Annotated in this window: 27 protein-coding genes; 26 read left to right on the top strand and 1 reads right to left on the bottom strand. The window is 51.1% G+C overall.

Annotated elements, in window-relative coordinates; genetic code table 11:
* The 8 genes from recG to Q0323_RS03400 all read left to right on the top strand — a co-directional run.
* On the top strand, positions 1 to 1,636 hold a 1,636-nt coding region (gene recG / locus Q0323_RS03435), incomplete at its 5' end, for an ATP-dependent DNA helicase RecG (protein WP_298051508.1).
* 212 nt (positions 1,637 to 1,848) lie between these two features.
* Positions 1,849 to 2,331, top strand: coding sequence for a hypothetical protein (locus tag Q0323_RS03430; RefSeq protein WP_298051506.1), 483 nt, complete (start codon positions 1,849 to 1,851; stop codon positions 2,329 to 2,331).
* An 857-nt stretch (positions 2,332 to 3,188) separates the two neighbouring features.
* Positions 3,189 to 3,740 (top strand): hypothetical protein, encoded by a 552-nt coding sequence (locus Q0323_RS03425; RefSeq protein WP_298025167.1) that lies wholly within the window; start codon positions 3,189 to 3,191, stop codon positions 3,738 to 3,740.
* 214 nt (positions 3,741 to 3,954) lie between these two features.
* Complete coding sequence (hisS, locus tag Q0323_RS03420; protein WP_298051503.1) at positions 3,955 to 5,196, top strand: histidine--tRNA ligase; 1,242 nt, start codon at positions 3,955 to 3,957, stop codon at positions 5,194 to 5,196.
* Complete coding sequence (gene speA / locus Q0323_RS03415) at positions 5,193 to 7,031, top strand: biosynthetic arginine decarboxylase (RefSeq protein ID WP_298051500.1); 1,839 nt, start codon at positions 5,193 to 5,195, stop codon at positions 7,029 to 7,031. Before hisS ends, speA begins: the two co-directional genes overlap by 4 nt.
* Complete coding sequence (gene cysE / locus Q0323_RS03410) at positions 7,028 to 7,723, top strand: serine O-acetyltransferase (protein WP_298051497.1); 696 nt, start codon at positions 7,028 to 7,030, stop codon at positions 7,721 to 7,723. The genes speA and cysE overlap by 4 nt, the downstream gene beginning before the upstream one ends.
* Before the next feature lie 9 nt (positions 7,724 to 7,732).
* Complete coding sequence (locus Q0323_RS03405) at positions 7,733 to 8,212, top strand: hypothetical protein (protein ID WP_298051494.1); 480 nt, start codon at positions 7,733 to 7,735, stop codon at positions 8,210 to 8,212.
* Complete coding sequence (locus tag Q0323_RS03400) at positions 8,209 to 9,387, top strand: pyridoxal phosphate-dependent aminotransferase (RefSeq protein WP_298051492.1); 1,179 nt, start codon at positions 8,209 to 8,211, stop codon at positions 9,385 to 9,387. Before Q0323_RS03405 ends, Q0323_RS03400 begins: the two co-directional genes overlap by 4 nt.
* 454 nt (positions 9,388 to 9,841) lie before the next feature.
* On the opposite strand, the gene Q0323_RS03395 is transcribed toward Q0323_RS03400, so the two are convergent.
* The gene (locus tag Q0323_RS03395) at positions 9,842 to 10,030 is read right to left on the bottom strand and encodes a hypothetical protein (RefSeq protein WP_298051490.1); all 189 of its coding nucleotides are present in this window, start codon (positions 10,028 to 10,030) and stop codon (positions 9,842 to 9,844) included.
* A gap of 699 nt (positions 10,031 to 10,729) precedes the next feature.
* On the opposite strand from Q0323_RS03395, the gene Q0323_RS03390 reads away from it, so the two are divergent.
* The 18 genes from Q0323_RS03390 to Q0323_RS03305 form a co-directional block, all read left to right on the top strand.
* Entirely contained in the window at positions 10,730 to 11,719 is a 990-nt protein-coding gene (locus Q0323_RS03390) for a c-type cytochrome (protein ID WP_298051489.1), read from the top strand.
* A gap of 813 nt (positions 11,720 to 12,532) precedes the next feature.
* Positions 12,533 to 13,075 carry a 4'-phosphopantetheinyl transferase superfamily protein gene (locus tag Q0323_RS03385; protein WP_298051488.1) on the top strand — a complete coding sequence of 181 codons (543 nt, stop codon included), beginning with the start codon at positions 12,533 to 12,535 and terminating at the stop codon, positions 13,073 to 13,075.
* Positions 13,072 to 13,488 carry a hypothetical protein gene (locus tag Q0323_RS03380; RefSeq protein WP_298051485.1) on the top strand — a complete coding sequence of 139 codons (417 nt, stop codon included), beginning with the start codon at positions 13,072 to 13,074 and terminating at the stop codon, positions 13,486 to 13,488. The genes Q0323_RS03385 and Q0323_RS03380 overlap by 4 nt, the downstream gene beginning before the upstream one ends.
* A complete protein-coding gene (locus Q0323_RS03375) occupies positions 13,469 to 14,959 on the top strand; it encodes a beta-ketoacyl synthase N-terminal-like domain-containing protein (RefSeq protein ID WP_298051483.1) in 1,491 nt (496 codons plus the stop codon). Before Q0323_RS03380 ends, Q0323_RS03375 begins: the two co-directional genes overlap by 20 nt.
* Entirely contained in the window at positions 14,956 to 15,384 is a 429-nt protein-coding gene (locus Q0323_RS03370; RefSeq protein ID WP_298051482.1) for a hypothetical protein, read from the top strand. The genes Q0323_RS03375 and Q0323_RS03370 overlap by 4 nt, the downstream gene beginning before the upstream one ends.
* On the top strand, positions 15,377 to 16,111 hold the full coding sequence (fabG, locus tag Q0323_RS03365; protein WP_298051480.1) for a 3-oxoacyl-ACP reductase FabG: 735 nt from the start codon (positions 15,377 to 15,379) through the stop codon (positions 16,109 to 16,111). Before Q0323_RS03370 ends, fabG begins: the two co-directional genes overlap by 8 nt.
* Positions 16,105 to 17,334, top strand: coding sequence for a beta-ketoacyl-ACP synthase (locus Q0323_RS03360; protein WP_298051477.1), 1,230 nt, complete (start codon positions 16,105 to 16,107; stop codon positions 17,332 to 17,334). Before fabG ends, Q0323_RS03360 begins: the two co-directional genes overlap by 7 nt.
* A 10-nt stretch (positions 17,335 to 17,344) precedes the next feature.
* Entirely contained in the window at positions 17,345 to 17,767 is a 423-nt protein-coding gene (locus Q0323_RS03355) for an excinuclease ABC subunit A (protein WP_298051474.1), read from the top strand.
* On the top strand, positions 17,757 to 19,112 hold the full coding sequence (locus tag Q0323_RS03350) for a beta-ketoacyl synthase chain length factor (protein WP_298051471.1): 1,356 nt from the start codon (positions 17,757 to 17,759) through the stop codon (positions 19,110 to 19,112). The genes Q0323_RS03355 and Q0323_RS03350 overlap by 11 nt, the downstream gene beginning before the upstream one ends.
* A complete protein-coding gene (locus tag Q0323_RS03345; protein ID WP_298051469.1) occupies positions 19,102 to 19,647 on the top strand; it encodes a hypothetical protein in 546 nt (181 codons plus the stop codon). Before Q0323_RS03350 ends, Q0323_RS03345 begins: the two co-directional genes overlap by 11 nt.
* Complete coding sequence (locus Q0323_RS03340; protein WP_298051466.1) at positions 19,637 to 20,209, top strand: hypothetical protein; 573 nt, start codon at positions 19,637 to 19,639, stop codon at positions 20,207 to 20,209. The genes Q0323_RS03345 and Q0323_RS03340 overlap by 11 nt, the downstream gene beginning before the upstream one ends.
* Complete coding sequence (locus Q0323_RS03335) at positions 20,206 to 20,961, top strand: lysophospholipid acyltransferase family protein (protein WP_295152248.1); 756 nt, start codon at positions 20,206 to 20,208, stop codon at positions 20,959 to 20,961. The genes Q0323_RS03340 and Q0323_RS03335 overlap by 4 nt, the downstream gene beginning before the upstream one ends.
* Entirely contained in the window at positions 20,958 to 21,224 is a 267-nt protein-coding gene (locus tag Q0323_RS03330) for a phosphopantetheine-binding protein (RefSeq protein ID WP_177388711.1), read from the top strand. The genes Q0323_RS03335 and Q0323_RS03330 overlap by 4 nt, the downstream gene beginning before the upstream one ends.
* A complete protein-coding gene (locus tag Q0323_RS03325; protein WP_298051463.1) occupies positions 21,217 to 21,495 on the top strand; it encodes an acyl carrier protein in 279 nt (92 codons plus the stop codon). The genes Q0323_RS03330 and Q0323_RS03325 overlap by 8 nt, the downstream gene beginning before the upstream one ends.
* Before the next feature lie 676 nt (positions 21,496 to 22,171).
* A complete protein-coding gene (locus Q0323_RS03320) occupies positions 22,172 to 22,711 on the top strand; it encodes a DNA gyrase subunit B (protein ID WP_298051460.1) in 540 nt (179 codons plus the stop codon).
* A complete protein-coding gene (locus Q0323_RS03315; RefSeq protein WP_298051458.1) occupies positions 22,692 to 24,836 on the top strand; it encodes an AMP-binding protein in 2,145 nt (714 codons plus the stop codon). The genes Q0323_RS03320 and Q0323_RS03315 overlap by 20 nt, the downstream gene beginning before the upstream one ends.
* A complete protein-coding gene (locus tag Q0323_RS03310; RefSeq protein WP_298051455.1) occupies positions 24,817 to 25,818 on the top strand; it encodes a glycosyltransferase family 2 protein in 1,002 nt (333 codons plus the stop codon). The genes Q0323_RS03315 and Q0323_RS03310 overlap by 20 nt, the downstream gene beginning before the upstream one ends.
* A partial coding sequence (locus Q0323_RS03305; RefSeq protein ID WP_298051453.1) for a hypothetical protein occupies positions 25,811 to 26,267 on the top strand: 457 nt, incomplete at its 3' end. The genes Q0323_RS03310 and Q0323_RS03305, both read left to right, overlap by 8 nt.

Below are 26,267 nucleotides of genomic sequence, written 5' to 3'. Positions count from 1 at the left end.
AGTAGCGAGCGCGCAAGCCGTGACTACCCAAACTTTGAGCACGCAAGCTACAGGCGCGCAGCCTGCATGCAATCAAACCGAAAATCTTCAGACGGTAGTAGCCGTGCAGACCGCAACCGCAAAGCCTACGATCGTTCAGACCGCAAGCGTCGCTGAGGCTGTTCAAGACGCGCTCGCCGCACCTATGAGCGCTTCGCGCGATTGTGCCGCCCAACCTACGCATTATCAAACTGAAACTATCCAGACCGCAGCCGCCCAAGCTACGACCGCGATACCTACAATCGCTCAAATTGCAAGCGACGCTGAAACTGTCCATGCCGCTGAGGCCGTCAGGAGCGCAGCCGTCACGCAGATGAGCGGTGCTGCAATTTTACGCACGCTGAAATTTGTCGAAATTCTAAACTACCTGCAAAAGCTAAGCGCGAAAAAAACGAGTTTCCCGGCGCAAATTTACCCACTACACGACATTTCGGACTGGCTTGCTTCTCTTCCTTTTGAGCCTACGCGCGATCAGCTAAGCGCGATAAAGGATATCGCTAGCGATCTGCAAAGCCCTCTAGCGCGCCGCCGCGTCGTCATGGGCGACGTAGGTAGCGGCAAAACGCTCGTGATCCTCGCGAGCGCGGCGATGAATTACCCGCGCATCAGCTATCTGATGGCGCCTACGAGCATCTTGGCCGAACAGATTTATGCCGAGGCGCGCCGCCTGCTGCCGCCGCAGATCAAAGTCCTGCTCGTAAAAAGCGGCGATCGCGAGCCTAATTTCGCGGGCGCGCACCTTATCATCGGCACTCACGCCCTGCTCTACCACGAGCTCGCGCCGTCAAATCTCATAATGGTCGATGAGCAGCACCGCTTCGGCTCCAACCAGCGCGAAAAGATCGCGCGCCTCACCGAAAACGGCGAGTTTCGCGCGCATTTCATTCAGTTTAGCGCCACGCCGATACCGCGCACGCTGAGCATGATCCAATCCGAGCTCGTGAGCTTTAGCTTTTTAAAACAGCTGCCGTTTGAAAAGCGTATCAAAACTAAAATCCTGCAAAACGACGGATTTGCGGGCTTTATGCAGGATTTGCGCCACGAGCTTGCCGCGGGCAATCAAGCGATCATCGTCTATCCGCTAGTGCAGCAAAGCGAAAGCTCGATCTATCAAAGCCTTGAGGAGGCGGCGCCGTTTTGGAAGGCTCAGTTTGCGGACGTGATGATCACCCACGGCAGCGACAAGGACAAGGAGGAGATCCTGCGCCGCTTCCGCGACGAGGGGCGACTGCTGATAACCACGACGATCGTCGAAGTGGGCATCTCGCTGCCGCGGCTTAGCGTCATTTTAATTGTGGGCGCCGAGCGTATGGGGCTTGCGTCGCTTCATCAGCTGCGCGGGCGCGTCGGACGCAAAGGCCAGGCGGGGCGCTGCTACCTCTACACCAAGCTCAAATCCCCGCCGCAGCGCCTGCGCGAGTTCGCAGCTACGCTGGATGGATTTAAGGTCGCAAATATCGATCTGAAAAACCGCCAGGGAGGCGATCTGCTGGGCGGCTCGGTGCAGCACGGCGCGATGTTTGCGTGGTACGATTACGAAGAGGACGTAACGGCAGCGGCAAAGCAGCGACTAAAGGACATAGGACGAGGCGCGTGAAATTCTACGAGATGCGATAGAATTTAAACGTAATTTAGTCGCGGCAAAATTTTACGAAGCGAATGCGATTATAAGGTAACGGGCGACCTGATATAAAATTTGAAATTTCACGGCGCAGATTGCAGCGGATAAAATTTAGAGCTTTACCAAGCGTCGTTTGCTTTTAATTTCTAAAATTTATGCAACTTAAAGTCCAAAAAAAGGAGAGCAAAATGGCTTACGTGACCTACGACAAGGCAAAATGGCACTGGGGCGCGAAAAATGCGCCGACCGATATCCCGCAGGAAAACGGCGCGACGCACATCGCGTTTTTCTTCCGCTGGTGCATGGAGCGCAAGCTCTACTCCAAGGACTTCGCGGCGGATTTCGCGGGCGATATAGCGCGGATGGACGATAGCTTTGATTATCGCGGGTATTTCTTTGGCGCCATGGACGGCGTACTGGGCAGCGATGAGCTAAACACCGCTGGTAAGGCCTTCGCAAATGCCTACTACACCACGGACCGCACGAAATTTGCCAAAACGCACGGCTGGTATTTGCAAGATTACGACGATTTCGTCGCGCGCAAATTCGGCGATAAAAACTTCGACAACACCTATTTTTACATAGAAAACTCGCCGCAAAATTACGCCGAGGTCAAAGAGATCATCGATCGCCGCTACGAGGAATTCTTGAGCTTCAAGGCGGCGAAGTAGAAATTTTACCGCCGAGCTTAGCCGGTTTAAAATAGACGCCTAAGCCGAAACGGTGTGCGATCTGTGCCGCGGTAAAATTTAAAATTTTATGCAATGCGTTAAATTTTGCGTAGCGCTTTAAATTTACGAAGCGTGCGGCGAGCTGGCGCGACGCGCTTCAAATTAAATTTAAAATCCAACCGCTTCGTAGCGCGGGATATATTAAACCCAGCGGCGCGCTGCTTAAAATTTCCACACGGCGTTTAGATTTATCCGTGTCGCTTGCGGCGCGCAGTTTTACTCGCGCTTTCGTAGCCTCAAAGCAAGCGGGCGTGAGGTATCACGGAGTAGCGCTTCGCAAACGTACCCCCGCTCCAGAAAAAATTTCAAAGTCCGTTTCGCATAGACGGAGCGGTGCCGTGCGAGCAGATTAAAATTTACAAATGATGCGAGCAGATTAGAATTTGTCAACAGCATGAGCAGATTAGAATTCGCAAATGGCATAACGTGGATTAGAATTTACGTGCCGCGCGAGCAGATTAAAATTCGCAAATGGCGCAAGCGGGTTAAAATTTTGTAAGCCGTGCTCGCAGGCTGCGTTGTGCAAAAGAGTGTGAGCGGCAACGCTTATTCATCTCTTAAGCCCAGCTCGCTAACGAGCCTGGATGGGCGAGCACGAGCGGTAACTGCGCCGTAAGTGAAATTCAAGCCGTGTCGTATGCGAAATTCAAGCCGCGCGGCGATAGCAGGCCTGTAGCATCGGTAAGCAGACGTAGGACGTAGAGCCCAGATGAGACGCACCCCACAAAGCAGATGCCTCGGACGCGAGATATGTTATAATTTCGCGAAATTTTAAAATTTATGCCAAAGGAGCGAAGATGAACGAGAGGGTGCCTACTTATCTAGCAAACAACCTGTTTAACGTAACTCAGGATGATTATCTAAATGCCCAAATCAGATCCGGCGCGGGCGGCGAATATTTTGAAATTTATTATTTCGGCGAGCTTTTTCGCAGCGAAACTTTGCCGAACGATTACATCGTCGATTTTTACGACGAGGGCGAGCTCGTGCCGTGCAAGCTCGTAGCCAAATGCGTAAAAACGGGCGAGGAAATTTTACTTTTCGACGGCGCTGCGCACGGCTACAACGCGATGTTCTGCGACGAGCTTGACGCAGAAAAAGTAGCCCGCCGCGAGCTAGTGAAATTTAACCTGCCGCCGCGTAAAATCCATCTAAAATTCGGTTACAGCATCCTCTACGACGACGAAATGGACGAATACGAAACGGACGAGAGCGGCAAAGTCCTGCTGATAAACGGCGGGACCGCCTCGTGGGATGAGGTCAAGGCAAACGGCTTTGATTATATCGCCGTAAGCTGCGAGGACGAAGCGGGCAAGGTCACGGAGATACTTTCGCTTGAGCTTGCATAGGCGATTGAAATTTAGCGACCTTTCTAGGCTTGCCTTTTTATCCGTACTTTGCCGAATTTAATTTATCACGAAGCGTATTTTAATTTTGCGGCGCGCGATGAAAATAAGCAGAATCGATACGAAGCGGCAGCGGCAGGGCTTAAAATTTAGGTAAATTTAACTATAATCGCCGCAAAAATTTGAAAATTTTAAAATTTCACAAAGGATTTTATCGATGATCAAGGCACTTCGCGGTATGAACGATATTTTGGACGAACAGGCGCGCATCTACTCGCAAATTTTAAGCGTGTGCGAGCGCGTGGCGCGCAATTACGGCTTTTGCCTCATCGAAACTCCCAAGCTCGAGCAGACCGCGCTATTTCGCCGCAGCGTCGGCGAGAGCAGCGACATCGTCGGCAAAGAGATGTATGAGTTTAGCGACAAAAGCGGCGATAGCGTCTGCCTGCGCCCCGAAGGTACCGCAGGCGTCGTGCGCGCCTTTATCGAAAAAAAGCTAGACCGCAACGGCGGCGTACATAAATTTTATTATCAAGGCTCGATGTTTCGCTACGAGCGCCCACAAAAGGGGCGCCTGCGCGAGTTTCATCAATTCGGCGTCGAGTGCTTCGGGCAAAGTAGCGTCTATGAGGATGCGAGCGTGATCTTGATGCTAGCTCAAATTTTATGCGAGCTAAATGTCGCCGCAACGCTTAAAATCAACTCTTTAGGCGATGAGGAGTGCATGCCCGCGTATAAAACCAAGCTCGTAAATTTCTTGCAAGATCGCAAAGACAGGCTCTGCGAGGACTGCCAAAGGCGCATCGATACCAATCCGATCCGCGTGCTGGACTGCAAAAACGAAAGCTGCCAGAAAATTTTAGCCGCCGCGCCTCTTATAACGGAAAATTTAAACGACGCCTGCGCCGCGGAATTTGCGCAGCTGCAAAGAATTTTAACCCAAAACGGGCAAAAATTTGAGATCGATCCTAAACTCGTGCGCGGGCTTGATTACTACTGCAAAACCGCCTTTGAGTTCGTCTCATCCGAGCTTGGCGCGCAAAGCGCCGTAGGCGGCGGCGGGCGCTACGATAGGCTCGTGGAGTTTTTAGGCGGCAGAAAGACGGCGGGCGTGGGCTTTGCGATCGGTATCGAGCGAATAGCCGAAATTTTAAAAACGCGCGAAGCCCCTCAAATGCGCGAGGGTCTTTATATAGGCGCGCTGGATGAGGCGTTTGTCAGCACGGCATTTTCGTTTGCATTAAAGCTGCGAAAGCTTTGTAAAACTCAAATTTCATACGAGCCCAGGAGTCTAGCCAAGCATTTAAAAGCGGCTGACGCAGCGGAGGCGAAATTTTGCCTTTGCATCGGACAGGACGAGTTTGACCGAGCCGAGGTATGGTGCAAAAATTTAGAAGATCAAAGCACCTTTACGATTAAATTTAAAGAGGTCGAAGCATTTTTTAAGGATAGAGCATGAGCGATTACGGACTAAATATTTGGGGAAATTCCAACTTCACGATAGACGGGGGCAAACTATGCCTAAACTCCGATTTCAAGCAGCCCTTGGTGGATATCATAAAAGAGATCCGCGCCGACGGCGTGCGAGGTCCGATACTGCTGCGCTTCCCGCACCTTATCAAAAAGCAGATCGTTGAAATTTACTCAAATTTTAACCGAGCCATTAAGGAGTTTGATTACAAGGGAAAATTCCACGCCGTCTATCCGCTTAAAGTAAATCAATTCCCCGGCTTTGTTAGAAATTTAGTCGATATCGGCGAGCCTTACGGATACGGACTCGAAGCCGGCAGCAAGCCTGAACTGCTGCTAGCGATGGCGTATAACAAATACGGCGCGCCAATTACCGTAAACGGTTTTAAAGATAAGGAACTCATCAATATCGGCTTCATCGCCGCAGAGATGGGGCATAACGTAACGCTTACGATCGAGGGGTTAAACGAGCTTGAAACCATCATCGAAACGGCTAAGGAGCGGTTTGCGCCAAAGCCATTCATCGGGCTTCGCATCAGGCTGCACAACTCCGGAAGCGGCATGTGGGCGAAAAGCGGCGGGATAAATTCTAAATTCGGCCTTACCTCGACCGAGCTTATAGAGGCGATAAACTTACTCAAGAAAAACGACCTCATCGAGCAGTTTACGATGATTCATTTTCATATCGGCTCGCAGATTACAGAGATCCACCCGCTCAAAAAGGCTCTCATAGAGGCGGGCAATATCTACACCGAGCTTCGCAAAATGGGTGCGAAAAATTTAAAATCCATAAATTTAGGCGGAGGGCTCGCTATCGAATACTCCCAAGCCAAAGAAAGCTCCAGCCGCAACTATACGCTAAAAGAATACGCCAACGACGTGGTCTTCCTGCTAAAATCGATCGCAGAGGATAAAAAAGAGGCCGAGCCCGATATCTTTATCGAGAGCGGCAGATACGTAGCCGCCAGCCACGCTGTGCTAGTAGCGCCGATTTTGGAGCTTTTTACCCAAGAATACGCCGAAGAGAAGCTCGCCCTAAAAAAGGATAATCCGCCGGTAGTCGCCGAGCTATACGATCTGTATAAAACTCTAAAGCCGTCCAACGCGCTAGAGTATCTGCACGACGCCATGTCGCATATGGAGAGCGTGCTTACGCTATTTGATCTGGGATATGTCGATCTGATCGACCGCTCAAACGGCGAAATTTTGGTTCATCTAATAATGCGAAAGGCGTATGGAATTTTAGGCAACAAGCAAGAATATAGTAATTTCTTAAACTCCCTAGGCAACGCTCAAGAGCGCTATTTGGTAAATTTCTCGATCTTTCAAAGCCTGCCAGATTTTTGGGGCATCAAGCAGCACTTCCCGATCATGCCGCTAGAGAGGCTGGATGAGCGCGCCACGCTATCGGCGTCGATCTGGGATATCACCTGCGATAGCGACGGAGAGATAGAATTCGACAGCCAAAAAAATCCGCTATTTCTGCACGACGTAGATCCCGAAGAGGAGGAGTACTTTTTGGGCTTTTTTCTTGTCGGTGCCTATCAGGAGGTGCTTGGCATGAGCCACAACCTCTTTGCACACCCCACCGAAGCGACCGTGATCTTGCGCGATGACGGCGGCTTTGAGATCAAGGACTTTATCGAATCTCAATCGGTCATCGACATCTTGGAGGATATGGACTACGACGTAGTAGATATCCGCGAAAGCCTAAACGAGCGCGTCGAAAAATCAAATCTTATCGGAGATAAAGAGAAAAAGCATATCCTGGGCGAACTATATCTATTTTTAAACGACAATAGCTACTTAAAGACGATCAAATGAGTTTTTGGCAAATTTTAAAACAGGACTTCACCGAGCCCTTGCGCCAAGACCCCGCATGCAACAGCGTATTTGAGATATTTTTCTGCTATCCCGGTGTCTGGGCGCTAATAAATTACCGCTTCGCGCATTTTTTCTACGAGCGAGGTTTTAAGCTCATTGCTCGCGCGATCAGCGGACTTAGCCGCATAATCACCGCCGTAGATATAAACCCGGGCGCACGTATCGGCTCGGGCGTGTTTTTCGACCACGCCACGGGGCTTGTCATTGGAGAAACGGCGATCATCGGCGATAACTGTCTGATCTATCAGGGCGTCACTCTCGGCGGCGTGAGCTTAGAGCACGGCAAGCGCCATCCGACGCTGCAAAACGGCGTCGTAGTTGGTGCAGGAGCTAAAGTATTAGGTAACATCACCATCGGCGAAAATTCCAAAATCGGCGCAAATTCCGTCGTCGTAAAGGACATCGCGCCAAACTGCACCGCCGTAGGCGTGCCTGCTAGAATTTTAGGCGGCTGCGAGAGCGATCCTTTAGCGCATAATAAAATTCCTGATATCAGCCAGGAGCTTATCAAATATCTCATCAAGCGTATCGAAATTTTGGAAGAGTGCATCTGTAGCGGCAGAAAAGATATCGCCGCAATGGACGAGGATCTAAATAAATTCTACGAAGAGTATCTAAAATCATTAAAATAAAGGGTTAAAGTGAAAAAAGCTCTATTTTTTACGATTTGTGCAATTTTATCGGCAAGCGGCAGCGATGCTAATAGCGCGAAAAATTCTGCAAACGACGCCGGAATAAATTTAGTAAAAAGCCTGTATAGCAAAAATGTATATTTCGGCGATCGCAAAAATATCCTATCGGCTTCTTTCAAATCCGCGCTTATGCAAGATGAAGCATCTACCGCCGAAGGCGAGGTAGGCTGCTTGGACTACGATCCTGTGATTGCGGGCCAGGATGTCTGCGACGATGCGAAATATGATTTCGAGCTAGCAGAGCGCGACACCGTCGTAGTAACTCAGACCTGCCCCTACGGCACGCAGACGATAATCTACAAACTCGTCCGTAGCGGAGGCGATTATAAAATCGACGATATCTACAACCAAAACCCGAACGATAGCAGGGCTTTTAGCGTCAAAAATCAAATTTTAAATTGTCTAAACCAATCCAAGGAGCATCAATGAAATTAACACTTTCAAGTCGCGTAAGCAAGCTCGGTGAAAGCCTAACGATCGCAATCAGCACTAAAGCCAAACAGATGAAAGCCCAGGGGCAAGACGTCGTGATCCTAAGTGCGGGCGAGCCCGATTTTGATACCGCAGAGGTCGCCAAAAGGGCTGTCATAGAAGCTATGGCTAAGGGCTGCGGAAAATATACGCCTGTTGCCGGCACGCCTGAAATTTTAAATTTAATCGCGCAGAAGCTAAAGCGCGACAACGGCCTAAATTACAGGCCCGATCAGATCATCACCAACGTCGGCGCCAAACACTCGCTATTTAACGCCTTTAACTGCATCTTAAACGAAGGCGATGAGGTTATAATACCGGCGCCTTATTGGGTCACCTACCCCGAAATTGTAAAATTCTGCGGCAGCAAGCCCGTCATCGTAGACACCAAGGCGGAAAACCGATACAAAATCACCGCCTCGCAGCTCAAAGCCGCGATCACGCCGCGCACGAAGGCGCTGTGCCTTTTCAACCCGAGTAACCCCGCAGGCGCCGTATATTCGCGCCAGGAGCTACAAGAGCTTGCGGAAGTGCTAAAGGGCACGGATATTTTAGTAATTGCCGATGAAATTTACGAAAAAATCGTCTTCGGCAAGAGTTTCATAGCCGCAGCAAGCATCAGTGAGGATATGTTCGAGCGCACCGTGACGATCAACGGGCTAAGCAAATGCGGCGCGATGCCCGGCTGGCGCTTCGGATACACCGCCTGTGCGATCGATGAGCTAAATAAGGCGATGATCAGCCTGCAAAGCCAAAGCGTCAGCAACGTAGCTAGCATCGTCCAGGCAGGCGCTATGCCGGTGCTGCGCGGCGAGGCGGACGATTATATCGAAGAGATGAGGCGCGAATACGAGCGCAGGCGCGATTTTAGCACGGACGCGATAAGCGCGATCCCAGGGCTTAGTGTCGTAAAACCAGATGGCGCATTTTATTTCTTCATAGATTGCTCTCAGGTAGAACCCGATAGTATGAAATTCTGCATGCAACTGCTAGATAAAGGGCTCGTAGCCACGGTGCCAGGAAGCGGATTTGGCATGGATGGGCACTTCCGCATAAGCTTTGCGTGCTCTATGGAAAATCTAAAACGCGGCTTTGAGCGCATAGAAAAATTCGTAAAAAATTACCACAGATAGGCATGCCAGCGAAATTTTGATCTAAATTTTAACGCAGCTCGCCGCAGTAATGGATTTTGAGACAAATTTGACTCGACGATACGGCGAATTTTGTGCAAATTTTGCGCGGCGCGACGACGAAATTTTGACCGTAAATTTAGTGCGCACGACAGCAAAATTTAAAACAAATCTAGTGCGGTGCAACTCGGCGGCAAAATTTGATGTAGATCCTGTCGGGCGTAGTACGGCGCGGCGGTAGGATTTTAACGTAATCCCGCGCGGCGTGACGGCAGAGCTTAACGCTGATCTGACGCAATGCGGCTCCGCACGATACGGCTTAGCGACGGAATTTATACGACCGCCGGGCGCGGTTAAATTTTGTGCCGCCTGAGACGGCTTGGAATTTTTAGAATTTAATGCAGCGGCTCGGTGCGGTTAAATTTCGCGCCGTTTCAATTTAAAAGCATTTAAAATTTCATGCCGTTTTATTTAGGAGCGTTAGAATTTCATACCGCCGCATTACGGCGCCTGCCGCGCGAAATTTTATCTCGGCGGCGATATTTCTAGCGCGGATACGGTCCTGCGCGGCGCGCAAGCGATCCGACCGCCAAAGCCTAAATCCGCTTAAATTTAAAATTCCAAGCCCGCTCGAGTTAAATTTCAAACCTAGAGCCCGTTTAAGGCGCGTGCAGGGCGAACATAAATACGCGCGCCGCCCAAACGGCGCATGGACGAGACGATCCACCTCGCCCTATCGCGCCGGCAGACCTAGATAATTTCAAATGCGGCGGCGATCCTGCTGCGATGCACCGCAACATGCTTTTGCAAATCTCGCGCTAAAATACCAATTTGCGACTTGTATTTCGGCGGCATGCCGCGACACGTTTTTGCGAACGGCTCGTTTGTGGCGGAGTAGCAGGGGCGGCATGGATCAAATATACCGCGGTTGTGCACGAGCGAAACGCCCGCCTAAATTTTACCCGTTCGCTTCTCGCAAGCGCTTGCATGCACTCCGCATATGCTGTGCGACGCCGCATCCGCGACGCAAAAACGCAGCGCGCAAAATACAACAACGCAGGAAGCGACCCGGCGGTGCGCACGAAACGAGCCGTGAAAGGCGCCCTTAAATTTGCACTCTTGCAAGCCTTCAAAAATCGGCTCTTTTTAAAATTTCTCCTACGCGCAGATCGCAAAAATCAGCTTTTTAAAAATTTTTTCGCCCGCTTAAATTTTAAAATCGGCTCTTTAAAATTCTCCTCTGTGCGAGCTCTCGAAATTTCTCCTTTTTTAAAATTTTAACGCACATTTAACTAAAAAATTCAATAATTTCAAATATATATTTTACTTTTTTAAAGGAGAAAATATGAGAAAAACCGCCCTTGTTTTAGCGCTTCCGCTATTTTTTACGCCCGTTTTAGGCTTTGATGTAGCCAAACTCAACGCCAAAAAAGCCGTGCCGTACGAGCAAAAGACGCAGGAGTTTAGGCTGCCCGTAGGCATCGACGAAAACGGCGTCATAGACGAAGCGAAGCTTGGCGACTCGCCTTATGCAAAGACCGTCATCTACGGCGCGAAGCTCATCAACGAGACGACGAGGTATCTCGGACCGCAGGCAAAGGACGAAAAAATGCGCTTTGCGGGCAACAACCTCTCCTGTTCGAGCTGTCATACAAGCGGCGGCGTCGTACCCGATCAAAGCCCATTCGTGGGTATCTACGCGAGATTTCCGCAGTATGTCGCGAGATCGGATCAGCTAGTCACGCTGCAAGACCGCATAAACGGCTGTTTTCAGCGCTCTATGGCAGGCAAAGCGATCCCTACGAACTCCAAAGAGATGCGCGCGATGATCGCCTACATGCACTGGCTCTCCGCAGGATATGAGGTCGGCGCAAAGGTAAAAGGCCAGGGGCTGCCGAAGGCGCAGTTTTTAGACCGCGCGGCGGATCCTAAAAAAGGACGTGAAATTTACGCCGCAAAATGCGCCGCCTGCCACGGCGAAAACGGCGAAGGGATAAAAAACGAGAGGTTTGCTCAAAGCGGCGATTACTACACATTCCCCGCGCTTTGGGGCGATGACAGCTACAATACGGGCGCCGGTATGTATAGGCTCATCGAAGGAGCGAGGTATGTCAAAGCCACTATGCCTAAAGGAGACGCCTCGCTAAGCTGGGAGGAAGCTTTCGACGTGACGGCATATATAAACTCAAAACCGCGCAAGATCAAACCCGATAGAGAGAAAGATTTCCCCGACTTAGACGTCAAACAGATGGATATGGACGTGGGGCCCTACAACGACGGATTTGACGAGAACGATCACCGCTTCGGCCCATACAAGCGCATGATCAAAAAATAAAATCAAACGCCGTCCTCGCGGCGGCGGAATTTTGACGTAAATTTAATGCGACTCGGAATTTAACGCAAATTTAGTGCGACGCGACACAGAATTTAATACAAATAGCGCGATGCGACACGGATCTTAAAGCATTCTGTTCGGCGTAGCGCGGAACGGATTGGGATTTAATGCGGTTGCAGTAGCTAAGCACGATTAAATTTCGGTCGCTTTAATTTAAGGGTATTTAAAATTCGAGCTACCGTATTCAGGAGCGCTTAAATTTTATGCCGTTTCATTAAAATGCGGCTAATTTTGCGCTGTTATGTTACGATGCCTGCTGCGCCGCGCACTGCTCGCGATTTTAAATTTCGCTTCGGAATTTTAAAATTTCATCGCATGACGCATCTAGATTTCGTCGCAAAAGCTCCGGCACAAACGCCGCCAGCGGCAGAAATTTTATCGCAGAATTTTTAAAATTCCGCGCCGATGTTTTCAAAACCTGTGCTGCCTGCCTCTTGATACCGCCACGCTAAAATTTAACCAAACATGACGGTCGTCGCACGAGATACTACTAACAAGACGAGCGCAACGAACACAACCTACGCCGCATAACGACACACGACGAACCAAAAAAGCGCGCGGCGCAGATCGCAAACGAGCTAAATTTTAAAATTTACCACGCCCGAAGCTCCCGTACAATTCAAAAACACGATAAATTTTATGTTTTAGTGCGCCTTTGAGCCCGAGCGTATCAAATAAATTTTAAACGAAATTTCAACGCCGCCGCGCTATTTTATATTTTTATAAAGACTATTTTAGTAAAATTAAAGCTTTATGAGCGAGATAAAAATTTTAATCACCGACGAGGATCTGTGCGCCCCGAGGCGGCTTTTTAGCAGGCGCGATAAGAAGCTAGCGCGCGCGCGAGGACATCTGCGCGAGTTTTGCGTTTCGCGGGCGCTTAAGGCGCGCTTTAAAAAGCGTGGCAAATTTTGCGTCTCGCACAAAAGCGCGGATGGCAAAACGATCGTCGCCGTAGGTTTTGCGAGGCAAAAGTTCGGACTCGATCTTGAAATTTTAAAACCGCGGAATTTTGCCGCGGCGAGCAAGTTTTGTTTCAACGCCTTTGAGCGCGAGCTTTTAGCTGCGGCGGACGAGAGCGAAAAGACGCTCGTTTTTTATAAAATTTACACGATCAAAGAGGCGCTGATTAAGGCGCGAAGCCTGGGTTTTTACGCGCTTGCTCGCGTGGGGCTGGCGCGTGGGGCTGGCGGTGAGGCTCTGGCGCTTGATGAGCGCGGCAGGGCGTGGTCGTACAAAAGCTATATTTTGGAGGGCGAGATTTTGATTTCGCTAGTTTTTAGGGAGAATTTTTGAGACCTGTTTATCGTTTTTGCGCTATTTCTAAAACGGCTTTCATTCTGCTTTGCGCCGCGTTTTTTATAGGCGGATGCGCACACAAGGCGCCTGGGCAAATAGCGGAATTTAGCCAAAAACAGTTCATCTTAACGGACGAGCTCGGCGTAAAAAGCAGAGCCCTGATCTCCAAAATTTCACCCGCAAACGGCGAGGAGAGCCGCTACAAGCTAGTCTGGCTCGATATGCTAGGCGCGCCGATCGCACGTAAAATTTTATCGATCGCAGGCGGCGAGGCTAAATTTCGCAACGACGGCTTCCTGCCGCCCGATTCGCAAAGCGAGCGAGTATTCTTAGCCCTGCTTGAGAATGCGGATAAAGCAAATTTCACCATAAACGCAAAGGGGCGCCGATATGACGCAGTATCTAAGTAGCCCCGGGCTCATCTGCGCGGGCGCAAACAGCGCAGCAGAGCTTTTTAGCGCGCTGTGCGAGAAGAGATCCGCGCTGCGAAAGCTTGGCGTCTGTGGCAAAAATTTCATCTTTGGGCGCGTGGATACGCCGTTGCCGCAGATCAAAGATCGCGCCTACGCCACGCGTACGAATGCCCTAGCGCTCTACGCCTGCCTCAGCGTGCACGGACAGATCGAGCAAGCCGTGCAAAAATTCGGCGCGTACCGCGTAGGCGTAGTGTTTGCGACCACCAATACCGGCGTACAGGAAAACTATGCGGAATTTTTCGCCTGCGACAAGGGCGCAGGAAATTTTATCTCTCAAGACAGCGAAAGTTCCGCGCCGTGCAGTGAAATTTCCACTGCAAACGGCGAGAATTTCGCCAAAAATTCAAAAGACGCAAACGATAAATTTAAAAACTTCTGCTTCGAGCGCAACTCTCACGCAAATCCCGCAAATTTTATCCGCGAACGCTTCGGGCTAAAATCCGTTGCGATCGGAGTTTCGAGTGCATGCACCAGCGGAAACAAAGCTCTGATCGAAGCTTCGCGCCTCATTTCTTGCGGACTTTGCGACGCGGTCGTTTTCGGCGGCGCCGACGCATTAGACGAGCTCACGCTGCAGGGCTTTAGCGCGCTTGAAATTTTAAGCGAGCAGCCGCTAAAGCCGTTTTCAGAGGCGCGTGCGGGCACAAATCTGGGCGAGGGAGCCTGCGCATTCGTGCTCTCGCGCGAGCGCATAAGCGACGTCGCGATTTTGGCTCACGCCGCAAACTCCGACGCCTACCACATCACCAAGCCCGATCCTAGCGCGCGTATGCAGATCACAGCGATCAAAACCGCGCTAAAATCGGCGCAGCTGCAAAGCGTGGACTACGTAAATCTGCACGGCACCGGCACTGCGGCTAATGATGCGATGGAGTCCCTGGCTATGAACGCCGCCCTACCCTTAGCGCCCGCAAGCTCGTCCAAATGGGCGATTGGACACACCCTGGGCGCTGCGGGGGCAATCGAGCTTGCTGTGTGCTACGAGGCGATCAGACAGGGCGTGATCCCGCCGAATTTTACGAATGATAAAATTTGGCGCGGCTCAGAGGCTGAAATTTTTCGTGGCGTACAGGCACGGCACGGCGAGCGAAACGATGAAATTTTACATGGCACGAACGATCGAATTTTATGTAGCTCGGGCGGTGAAATTTTACAAAACGCGCAGGGTGAAATTTCAAAAAGCAGCGCGGATGAAATTTTGGCTGCATCTAAAGCTGTGCAAGGCACGGACGATAAAATTTTAAAATACGCCGCTGATCAAACTTCGCAAACGAGCGAAATCTCTGCGACGCTGTCTAAATTTAATCTAGCGCGCGAAGCCAAAAAAGCGCGCGTAGATACCGCGATGAATCTAAACTTTGCTTTCGGCGGCGACAACGCCGTAACCATAATAGGACGCGTATGAAAGCCTCTAGCATCCTACCGCAGAGCGGATATATGGTCTTCGCGGATGAAATTTTAGAGGTTAGCGATGGCTACGTAAGCTGCGCGTTTAGCGTTAAAGAGGACTCGCCGTTTACCGAAGACGGTAAGCTCGGCAGCTACGCGTATATGGAGATAATGGCGCAGTGTATCGGCGTGTATTCGGGCTACCGAAACGACGGCGAGGCGAGGCTCGGGTTTTTACTGGGCGTGCGAAACCTCGATATTTCGCGCGCAAGCCTGAAGGTGGGCGAGCGCGTGATCACGACGGCGAGGCAGAGCGTGAGCGACGGCGAGGGGCTATATATCTTCGACTGCGAGATCCGCTGCGGCGGCGAACATATCGCAAGCGCCACGCTTAGCGTAATGCGCGCGAGCGACGAAATGATAAAGAGTATAAATGGCTAAGAGAATTTTAATTACCGGAGCAAGCGGCGGTATCGGCGAGGCGTGCGCGTTAAATTTAGCGCAAAAGGGCTACGGCTTGGCGTTAAACGGGCGCAACGAAGCAAAGCTTAATGACGTAGCGAAGCGCTGCTCGGACGCGGGCGCGGCGGAAGTTCAAATTTTAAAATTTGACGTCGCAGATACCGCTGCGGCGCAGGAGCGGATCGAAGCAGATATAGGGGCAAACGGCGCGTACTGGGGCATCGTGCTAAATGCTGGTATCACGCGAGATAACTCCTTCGTGTGGTTTGAGCGCGAAGATTGGCAAAGCGTGATAGATACGAATTTAGGCGGGTTTTACAATGTCATAAAGCCCGCGCTGATGCCGATGATCCGCGCCAAAAAGGGCGGGCGTATCGTCGTGATGAGCTCGGTTAGCGGAATTGCCGGCAACCGCGGCCAGAGTAACTACGCCGCTAGCAAAGGAGGCCTAATCGCCGCGGCAAAATCGCTGGCTATAGAACTTGCAAGCCGCAAGATCACGGTAAACGTCGTAGCCCCGGGGCTCATTAAAACGGCGATGAGCGAGAGCATAAACGAAGTCGCAAGCGAGCAAATTTTAGGCGCGATCCCGCTAGGCCGCATCGGCGAGCCGAGCGAGGTGGCGCATTTGGTGGAGTTTTTGCTAAGCGAAAATTCCGCATATATCACAAAAGAGGTTATTAAAATAGACGGTGGATTATGTTAAATAGAGTAGTTATTACGGGTTTTGGCAACGTCTGTGCATTCGGGCGGGACTGGGCGAGCATCAAGCGGAATTTGGCGCAGCAAAAAAGTGCCGTAGTTTATATGAGCGAATGGGATATCTTCGGCGAGGAGCTAAACACCAGGCTGGGTGCGCCGATACAAAACTACGCGCCGCCCGCGCACTGGAGCCGCAAAGATACTCGCTCGATGGGTAAGGTAGCGATGTTTGGCGTCGATGCCGCGGGCGAAGCTCTGGCGGATGCGGGGCTTTTAGAGGATGAGCGCATAAAGGACGGCCGTATGGGCGTCGCGGCGGGTAGCTGTAGCGGCGATGCAAAGGCTACTGGCGAGGTCATAGATATTTTGCATGGCAAGGATAGCACCTTCAACGCCAACTCCTACGTCAAGATGATGCCTCACACCGTCGCTGCGAATATCGCGATCTACTACGGGCTAAAAGGCAGGCTCATCCCCACGAGCTCTGCGTGCACGAGCGCATCTCAAGCGATCGGCTACTCCTACGAAGCGATAAAATTTGGCCTTGCGGATATGATGCTAGCAGGTGGCGCGGACGAGCTGCACCCAAGCCAGGCATTCGTATTTGATAAGCTCTACGCGACAAGCTGTAAAAACGACACCCCTACCCTCAGCCCCGCGCCTTTTGATATAGCGCGCGACGGGCTGGTTTTGGGCGAAGGCGGCGCCATATTCGTGCTGGAAAGCCTCAGAAGCGCACTTGCGCGCGGCGCTAAAATTTACGCCGAGATAGTAGGCTTCGGCACGACCTGCGACGGCACGCATATCACCCGCCCGCAGAGCGAGACTATGCGCGCGGCGATGCAGCTGGCGCTCAAAGACGCCGCCATTTCGCCGGATCTCATCGGGCACGTAAACGCCCACGCCACGGCGACCAGACAGGGCGACGTCGCAGAATCTATGGCAACGCATGAAATTTTCGGCTCGCAAACGCCAGTGAGCTCCTACAAAGGCTATTTGGGTCATACTTTGGGTGCGTGCGGAGCGCTGGAGAGCTTCATCTCGGTGATGATGATGAACGAGGGGCTATTCTATCCGAATCTAAATTTACAAACTATCGATCCGGAATGTGCGCCGCTTAGGTACCTCACGCAGCCGCAGGAGATAAAGACGGACTACGTCATGAATAATAACTTCGCTTTCGGCGGCGTGAACACATCTTTGATTTTTAAAAAATTTATCGGTTAAAGGAGAGAAAATGAAAAAATTTCTATTTTTCGTAGTTGCGGCGCTTTTCGTCGCTAATGCGGCTTATGCCAAGAACGATATCGTGCGCTTCCCGATCGCCGCGGCACTTGCAGAGCCCGACGCCAAAGCCAAGCTTGATCCGAACATAAAATTCTACTTCGGCAACAAATCCGCAGGCAGAAAGATCACGCAGCAGCTAAGCTCGAATAAAAAAGCAAACGGCGTCGGCAAGAGCGATCAAGCCGCATGCAACCGCGCGTTTTTATCGGCGCTACTTAGCTTTCAAGATCGCGCCAAAAAAGAGGGCGGCAACAAGGTCGTCAATATCACGAGCTACTATTATAAAAACGTTTTCGTGAGCGACAAAGAGTTTGAATGCGGCGTAGGCTCAATAATGAGCGGCGTCACGCTAAGAGGCTATATTGCAAAATAAACTAAGCCTCGGCATATCTTATGCAAGCGCGATAATTTCGGGCGAGCCGGCGGAGCCTTATAAAAAACTCGCCGCTTGCTTGGACGGAATTTCCGAAGTAAGCTTAGGCGGAAATTCCGATCTCGCTTGCGATACGGATCAAAATTTTACGTATGATTTCGCGTTAAATTCTACGCAAGATTTTACAGATATTCCGGGTCGTGAGCAGAATTCTATAAATCCCGCAAATTTTGCAGCGTGTGAAAATAGAGCTTTACAAAAAAACTCCGGAGAAAATTTAAAAATTTCTGCCCACGCTCGCTTAAAAAAGGAAATTTTAGCCTTAGAGCCTTTAAAGAAAAAGCCGGCTCTTGAGCACATTCCGCCGTTACAGCGCCGCCGTTTGGGGCTCGGGGCGAAACTTTGCATCTCTCTTTTAGGTGAAATTTCTCAAAACGCGCCGCAGAGCTTAGCTGAGAAAGGCTCTTTAAATTCCGCGCCACAAAATTTAGATGCGAGCGAAAGCCGCGCCGCTGTGCAAAACCCGCCGCCGCAGGATTTTTCAAATGAGAATTCTTTAAATTTTATGCCGCAAAATTTAAATTCGGCACCGCAGGATTCGGCAAAAGAAAATTCCTTAAATTTCGCGAGGCAAAATTTAAAAGCAGTCGATGATACCGCGATGCAGCACGAAGGAATGCCGCTCGTTTTTTGCTCGCGTCTCGGCGAGATCAACCGCTGCTTTAGCCTGCTCGGCTCGATGAGCGAAAGCGTCTCGCCTTCGAGCTTCTGCGTCAGCGTACTCAACGCGATCGCAGCGCAAAATGCGATTTTTACGCAAAACCATGCCGAAATTTCGACGATCTCTGCGGCGTGCGCGCTCGAAAACGGCGCAATAATCGCCGCTGCAAGGCTGAAAGAAAGCACGGAAAATTTCGGCTCTGCGCAGGACGCAAACGAAGCAGGCAAAAACGGCGAATACAAGTCGGGTAACGATAAAATCGCCCTGCTCTGCTATTTTGAGGAGGCAAATAACGACTATCTGAAGCGCTGTGACTTCGCCTGCGCTCTACTTCTGGTGCTTCAGCGCGGAGATGACGTGCAGATCGAAATTTCGCCGCACGTTGCGGACGCAACGGCACAGAGCATAGAGGCGCAAAATCTGAAACCGCGAGCCGAGAATGAAATTTTACGAAGCTTTAAAGAGGGCGGCGAGATCCCGCTAGATACCGCGGTGGAATTTTTGGCTAAAATCCTCTCCGGCAAGCATGAATGGCACAGCAGCGACGGGGTTTTGGACTATCTTTGGCGCGTCAAAGATCCCGCCAAAATCGCAGCTTTTTTAAGGCAAGATCGTGAGCGTTAAAATAGCAAAATTTCATCGCATGAGCGAGCGCGGCGAGACGAGCAAATTTGATCAAGATCCCAGGCTACACGGAGCTGGAAAAGCGCGAATGACGAACTTTAAATTTAGCCGCTCCGCCAAGCTCAGATATAGTGAAAATTTTAAATTTAGCCGCGCTACCAAACACGAGCTCAGCCAAACGGCGCATCTTAAAAGCACGCCGAAAGGGCGCGCGCCATACGCCGCCAAATCGCGTTGTAATGAGGCGCGCTGCGAAAATACGCCGCCGAGACATACGCAACGAACCCAAAAAAATCCGCCTAAACGCTGCGAGCTGCGAGCCATAAAAATTTTACCGCAGCGGCGCGTAGAAAACACCGCGCAATTCCGTTATAAAGACAGATGCGGCGAGCTGAAATGCCACGCGCGGCAGGTTGTAAATTTCATAAATTTAGCAGAGCAAAGCTTGGGCTACGAGTTTAAATTTAGCCGCACGATGAACCAAGTAAACGCCCAGGCAAGATGCGCACGGCAAGGCAGTTGCGATGAATTTTAAATTTTGCGGCGCCGCGAGCTATAAATTTAATCAGACGGCGCGTCGTATGGCGGCGCCAAAGCAGAATATATGGCGCTTCGCAAAAATTCCGTCGCAATGGCGCGCGTGGCAAACCGCTGAAATTCTACCGCAACGATACGCGCGGCAAAAGATAAAAATTCCATCGCAGCAATACGCACGAAGCATGCAGAAAACTGCGGAAATTTTGCCGGGGCAATACATACGGCAAATGGCAAGAATTCCACAAAAACGCAGTTTACCGCGCGCCGCAAAAATTCTATTGCTTCGACACATGCACGGCGCCGAGGTCGCCAAAGCTTCCGCACAGATCATAAAAATTCTATTTCTTCAGCACATGCCGCAAGCTGAAATATCGCGTGCAGAAAACTGCGAAAACTCCGCTACGATGCAGCGAGCGGCAAGCCGTAGAAATTTTATCGAGATTGCGCGCATGATGAACTATCAAATCCCTGCCGAGAACAACAAAACCCTCGCCGATAGCCGCACAATCCTTAACGAGAGCTGCTGCGAAATCTCCGCCGAAAGAGGCGCCGCGCGATGAAGCAGACAGATCCGCTAAGGCGCAAGCTTAAACAGATCGGCATCGCGTTATCCTTCGCAAGCTTCGGCGCGCTGTGTATGATAGGCAACCTACTCTTCCTCCCCGTAGCGCTGCTGAGGCTAAACCGCATAGGGGCCGTGCGAAATTTCGTACGCGATTTTATAATGATTTCGTGGCGCATATTTCTGCTGCTCGCGCGACTTTACGGCAGCATCGGCGTGAACTGGCGCTGCAAGCTCCCGCCTAGCGGCACTCTCATCATCGCAAACCACCCTAGCCTGCTTGACGTGGTGATCTTTTTAGCTCACGTGCGGCGCGCAAACTGCGTAGTCAAGGAAAGCCTATGCAAAAACCCCTTCCTCTCCGCCGCCATCGCAGCCGCAGGCTACATCCCAAACACCGGCTCGGAAGCGATGATAGATGCGTGCCGCAGCGCCCTTGAGCGAGGAGAAAGTCTAATCATCTTCCCCGAGGGCACGCGCACCGCAGATCGCATCGCCATGCACAAAGCGGCGTTTTACATCGCGATAAATTTCGCAAAAAATATGAATTGCGTCGCAATAAAAATGGATCCTAAAAGCCTAAAAAAAGGACAAGTATGGTACGATACGCCCGAGGTTCGGATGAAATACGACCTCTACGAGCTGTGCGCGCTGGATCTAACGGGCTTTGAGCCGGATCGCCCAAACCCGATCCGAGTGCGCAAACTCTACGAAAAAATATCAAATCTATATGAAAAGGAGAATCTGTGAACGAAGAAATTTTGGAACTTAAGGAGCTGATCATTTCGGGGCTGAACCTCGAAGACGTAGCGCCGGGCGACATAAATGACGATGAGCCGCTTTTTGGCGACGGGCTCGGGCTCGATTCGGTCGATGCGCTGGAGCTCGGGCTTTTGGTGCAGAAAAAATACGGCATCGTGCTTAACTCAAAAACCCAAAATTTAAAGCAAATTTTCTCATCCGTTGCGTCTTTGGCGCAATACATCGCCGAAAATAGGAGTAAAAATGAGTAAAGATGAAATTTTTGAAATTTTAAAAAAGGCGCTCGTGGAGCTCTTTGAGATCGACGAGAGCAAGGTCGTGCCTGAGGCTAAAATTTACGAGGATCTGCAGATTGACAGTATCGACGCGATCGATCTGGTCGATTACGTCAAGAAAAACACGGGCTACAAGCTGATGCCCGATGATTTTAAAAACATCCAAACTCTCGGTGACATCGTGGATGCCGTAGCCACAAAGCTCGATCAAGGCGCGAGCGGGGAAACTACGGGCGGCGAGAGTTAAATTTCGCCGTACGGCGCGGTTTGTTAGTTTACTTTGCGGCGGCACAGAGGCGGCGATTGACTTGATAGATAAAACATACGGCAGCGTTGTTTGACGGCGCGCGGCGATCTGATAAGGCGCGGCGAATATTGATTAAAGGCGCGCAGCTTTTGCAGGCTTAGCGCTTATTAGGCGGCACGGCACAAAGCCCGCTTATTTGCTACTTTTAAACTAGCATGAAAAAGCGCTTTGCGGATCAAAATTTTAAAATTTAAATCTGCGAGCCTGGGTGAAATTTTGAAATTTTAAAAGGCGCTGTTTCTTTTGCGGCCGCTGTTTTCATAAAATTTCAAAAATTTTAAAATTTCGGCTAAATTTAATTTAGCGTATCTGATCGCGAGTGCGGTGCCGCGAGTTAAATGAAAGCGCAGCTAAATTTTAAAATGTGGCTAGAATTTGAAGGCAGCAGGCGCGGCTGAATTAGAATTTTAAAAGCGCGGCACCTAAAATTTAAACGTCAAGGCTAAATTTAGAGTATCGAAGCGTAGTAATAATCGCGCCGATCACGCCCGCGGCAAGAGCCTAGCCGCCGTAACAAAAACCAAAACTACCGCAGCAAAGCCTAGCTGGTCGCGGTAAAACAAAATTGCCGCGGTAAAAACCAAGCCCTCGCGGCTAAATTTAAGGATTACAGAGATTGCGACGAACGATATTTTTAAAAACAGCTACCATAATTTTGAGCGTGTTTTACCCTTTCGGCCTCTATTTTTTGCACGGCGGCGCGCGGGTCTGTTTGCTCGCGGCGATGAGCGCGCTATGGGGAGCGCGAGCTGTTTTTGAAAGTAAAGATCGCGCTATTAAGGGCGCGTGCACGGCATTTTTTGTGCTGTGCGCCCTATTTGGCGGCGGAGCGCTCGCGTATCTGTATCCGCTCATAATAAATTTCTCGCTCGCGGCGCTTTTTGCACTCAGCCTAAGATCGACGCCCGCTATCACGCGCCTAGCGCTTTTGAAGCAGCCTGATCTTAACGAGCACGGCCGCGCCTACACGCGCAAGCTGACCGAAGTTTGGCTCGGATTTTTCGTGCTAAACGGCCTACTTAGCGCGGCGCTGCTGCTACCGCGAGATAAAATTTATTGGAGCGTTTATTGCGGCGCGATCTCATACGTCCTCATCGGCGCGCTGATCGGCGGCGAGATGATTTTTAGGAAATTTTATGTTAAAAAATTTGATTAATTCTTTGAAGCCTTACGAGTGCGAAATCCTTGCCGCGGCGGCTCTTGCGCGCGATTTGGCAAAAACTGGATGCAAGCAGAGCGAAGCGGCAAGCTTAAAAGGCGCGAACAAACCCCAAAGCAGCGCAGCAAACGTAAATTTAAAAGACGCGGAAAATTCTAACAGAAGCGCAAATTTCAATGACGCGGAAAATTCTATCGGCGGCGAGAATACCGCGCGCGCCCTGCAAGCGGCGCAGACGCAAGAGCAAAAAAACGCGCCGATGATCGAAATTTACGGCGAGGATGCGGCGGAGTTCATAGCGTTTTTTTTCGGCGCGCTGATTGCGGGCTTTGCACCCGTACTGCTGCGAGAGCCCAAATTTAGCGGCGAATTTCATCTAGGCGGCGACGTAAAAATTCCAAATCTCGCCGCAGCGCAAAATTTAGACGAATTCTACTCTCATGACTTAGAAAACATTTCGCCGCACGATACTGAAAAATCCGCGCCTAAAATTTCATCTAAAAACGCGCCGCAAAATCACGCGCCGTGCGAGCAAGAGGCTGTCTCTTTGCACCTACTGCGCGCCGATCAAAAATTTTATATCAAAACTTCGGGCTCGACGGGCGAGGCGAAAAATATCGAAAAAAGCCTGCGCGATATGGTTTTGGAGGCGGAATTTTTAGTAGAAAGATTCGGCCTTTGCGCAAGCGATCGATTTTTATCGGGCGTCTCGCACCAAAATATGTTCGGGCTCACCTTTAGTATCTTCGTGCCGCTGCTTTGCGGTTCGCGCACGCAAAAAGGCGGTCTAAACTACCCTGAAATCATCCTCGCAGCCGATCTTACAGGCGCCGTGCTGATCAGCTCGCCCACGGTACTCGGCGCGCTGTGCGAGCATGCAGATGCCGCAAACATAGCGCCTTTGGGCACCATTTTCAGCGCGGGTGCGCCGCTAAGTCCTGCGATCCGAGATAGGTTGGCAGCGCTTAGCAATACCCGCATCGTCGATATTTACGGCTCCAGCGAAACGGGCGTGATCGCCTGCAACGAGGGTGCGGGACTTAAAAAATTCGCTCCAGTAAGCGTGCAGATCCGCACGGATATCGATAGCTGCGGCACGACAAAACGCGAGGGCAAGCCCTTCGATCTCGTGGCAAGCTCTTGCGGCGAAAATTCTATAGCAGAGTCCAAGAAGCGCTGTGTGGACGGGCAAAATACAGACGGGCAAAACACAAACCGCTTGGGCGAGCAGGCGTCTAAATTTAATGCAGACGCTAGCGATAAAACCGCAGCCGATCAGAAAAACAGCTCCGCACCGAGCTCTGTGACAAAACATGACGATAAATTTACGCAAGAGAGCGCGCTTTGCGATAAATTTACGACAAAGCAGCCCGCCGACAATTTTTCGCAAACGGGCGAGTTTACGATCAGCTCGCCTTGGTGCGAGCGCTTCGAAAGCCGCGATTTCGGCTATGTATGCGCAGATGAGATCACGCTTTTGGGGCGCGGCGACCGCACCGTCAAAATAAACGAAAACCGCGTGAGCCTCGATCTACTCGAAGCTAAGCTCCGCTCGCACGAATTTATCGGCGAATGCAGGATCGATCTGCACCCGCAGCGCGACCGAGCTGTAGCTCTTATCAAGCTTAGCGAGCGCGGCGAGCAGGCGTTTCGCGCAGGCGGTAAAAAGGGCGTCACGGACGAGTTAAAGGCCTTTTTGAAGCCCGAATTCGGCGCGATTTTGCGCTACTTCAAAATCGCAAGCAAGCTGCCTTTTAACGAGCAGGGCAAGCTAAGCAAAAAAGACTTTTTAAGCGCCCTGCAGCGCTACGAGGTGCCGCTTTTCGAGCGAAGCGCGGAGAATGAGTTTCGCGCGAAGGTGCATGCAAGCGATTTTTACTTTGACGGACACTTTGCGCGATTTCCGCTAGTGCCCGCGTTTATGCAGCTTCGCTTCGTATTGATCTGCGCAAAAGCCCTGGGCTACGAGCTGGACGGCACGCAAAAGATAGAAAATTTAAAATTTAAAAATTTCATCCGCCCGGGCGATGAAATTTCAATCAAAATCACCGAAGCAAGCGGTAAACTCCGCTTTGAAATTTCAAACGACAAGGTCTGCGCCAGTGGAAGAATTTGCCTTTAAGCCCGCGTTTTTACTGCCCTACTTCAACCACCCCGCGCGCATCGCCGAGCTCGTGCGCACCCTGGCGCCCATCGCGCCCGTGCTGATCGTGGACGACGGCAGTGACGAAGCGAGCAAAAGCGCGCTAAAGGGGCTTGCGGCTCAAATTTACACCCGCGCGCAAAACGGCGGCAAAGGCGCTGCCGTATGCGACGGGCTAGTATGGGCGAAGGAGCTTGGATTTACGCATGCCTTTCAGATCGACGCAGACTTTCAGCACGACGTAAGCAGGTGCGAGGAGTTTTTGGCGCTTGCGGCAAAGCAGCCCGCCGCGCTGATCTGCGCCGCGCCCGCGTATGACGAAAGCGCGCCCAAATCCCGCCTGCACGGACGCAAGATAATGAATTTTTGGTGCGTGGTAAATACCCTCTCGCACCACATAAAAGATGCGATGTGCGGCTTTAGAATCTACCCGCTAGAGGGGATCGTGCCGCTTCTGTCCCGCACCAAAAACCGCAGGATGGGCTTTGATGCCGAAATTTTAATCCTAGCCGTGCGCGCGGGGCTAGAGATAAAATGGCTCGATCTGGCGGTGCACTATGAAGCGGGCGGAGTGAGCCACTTCGCGCCGTTTCGAGATAATTTCGGAATTTCGCTGATGCACGCGAGGCTATTTTGCGGGCTTCCGCTCTGGCTTGCAAAAAGGGCGCTAAAACGCGCCTGCGATAAATTTAAAAAGCGTGGCTTACGGGAGGCTTCGCAGCAGAGCTCGAACGAAATTTTGCAAGGGCTAGCGGGGCAAAACTTTTGCAGCGACGCGCGGCGCGATAGTTGCAAAGGTGCGAAAGGGCAGATGGACGGCGGCGCAGACGAAAAAGCTGGTACCGAAAAATGCGGCGACAAAGCCGTAGTGCAAAGCCCGCGGGCGGAAAATTCAGCGCAAAGCTCGCTCGTAAAAGCCTCGCCGCAACATGCCGCCGCAAAGGACGGGCGCGATGGCTAAACATTGGAGCGAAAACAACGAAAAGGCGGGCGTGGCGCTTTTAAATTTAGCCCGCTTCATCACGCTTCACACGCCTGATTTTTGCATGCGAGGTACCGCGCTTTGCATCTCGGCGATCTATTTTGCGCTGCTTAAAAACGAACGGCGCGCGATTAGGGAGTTTTTGAGACGCGCGCTTGATCGCGAGCCCAAGATCCGCGAAATTTACGCAAATTTTTATAAATTTTCCCTCAGCCTGTGCGAAAAAATCGCGGTTTGGAACGGCAAGATCGCGCTGGATCAAATACGCGTGCAAAGCGGTATGAAAGAGCTTTTAAGCGACGGAACGGGCAAAATTTTAATCACTTCGCACTTCGGCAACACCGAGATCGCGCGCGCCCTTTCGGCAAGCACGGCGGGGATAAAAATCAACGTGCTGATCTTTCGCTGTGCTTGCGAAAGATCAGCAC

Origin of the sequence: uncultured Campylobacter sp. (assembly GCF_938030145.1) — a bacterium.
Lineage (GTDB): Bacteria > Campylobacterota > Campylobacteria > Campylobacterales > Campylobacteraceae > Campylobacter_B.
Note: the sequence above shows the minus strand (reverse complement) of the source record. Positions and strands in the feature narration are given on the sequence as shown.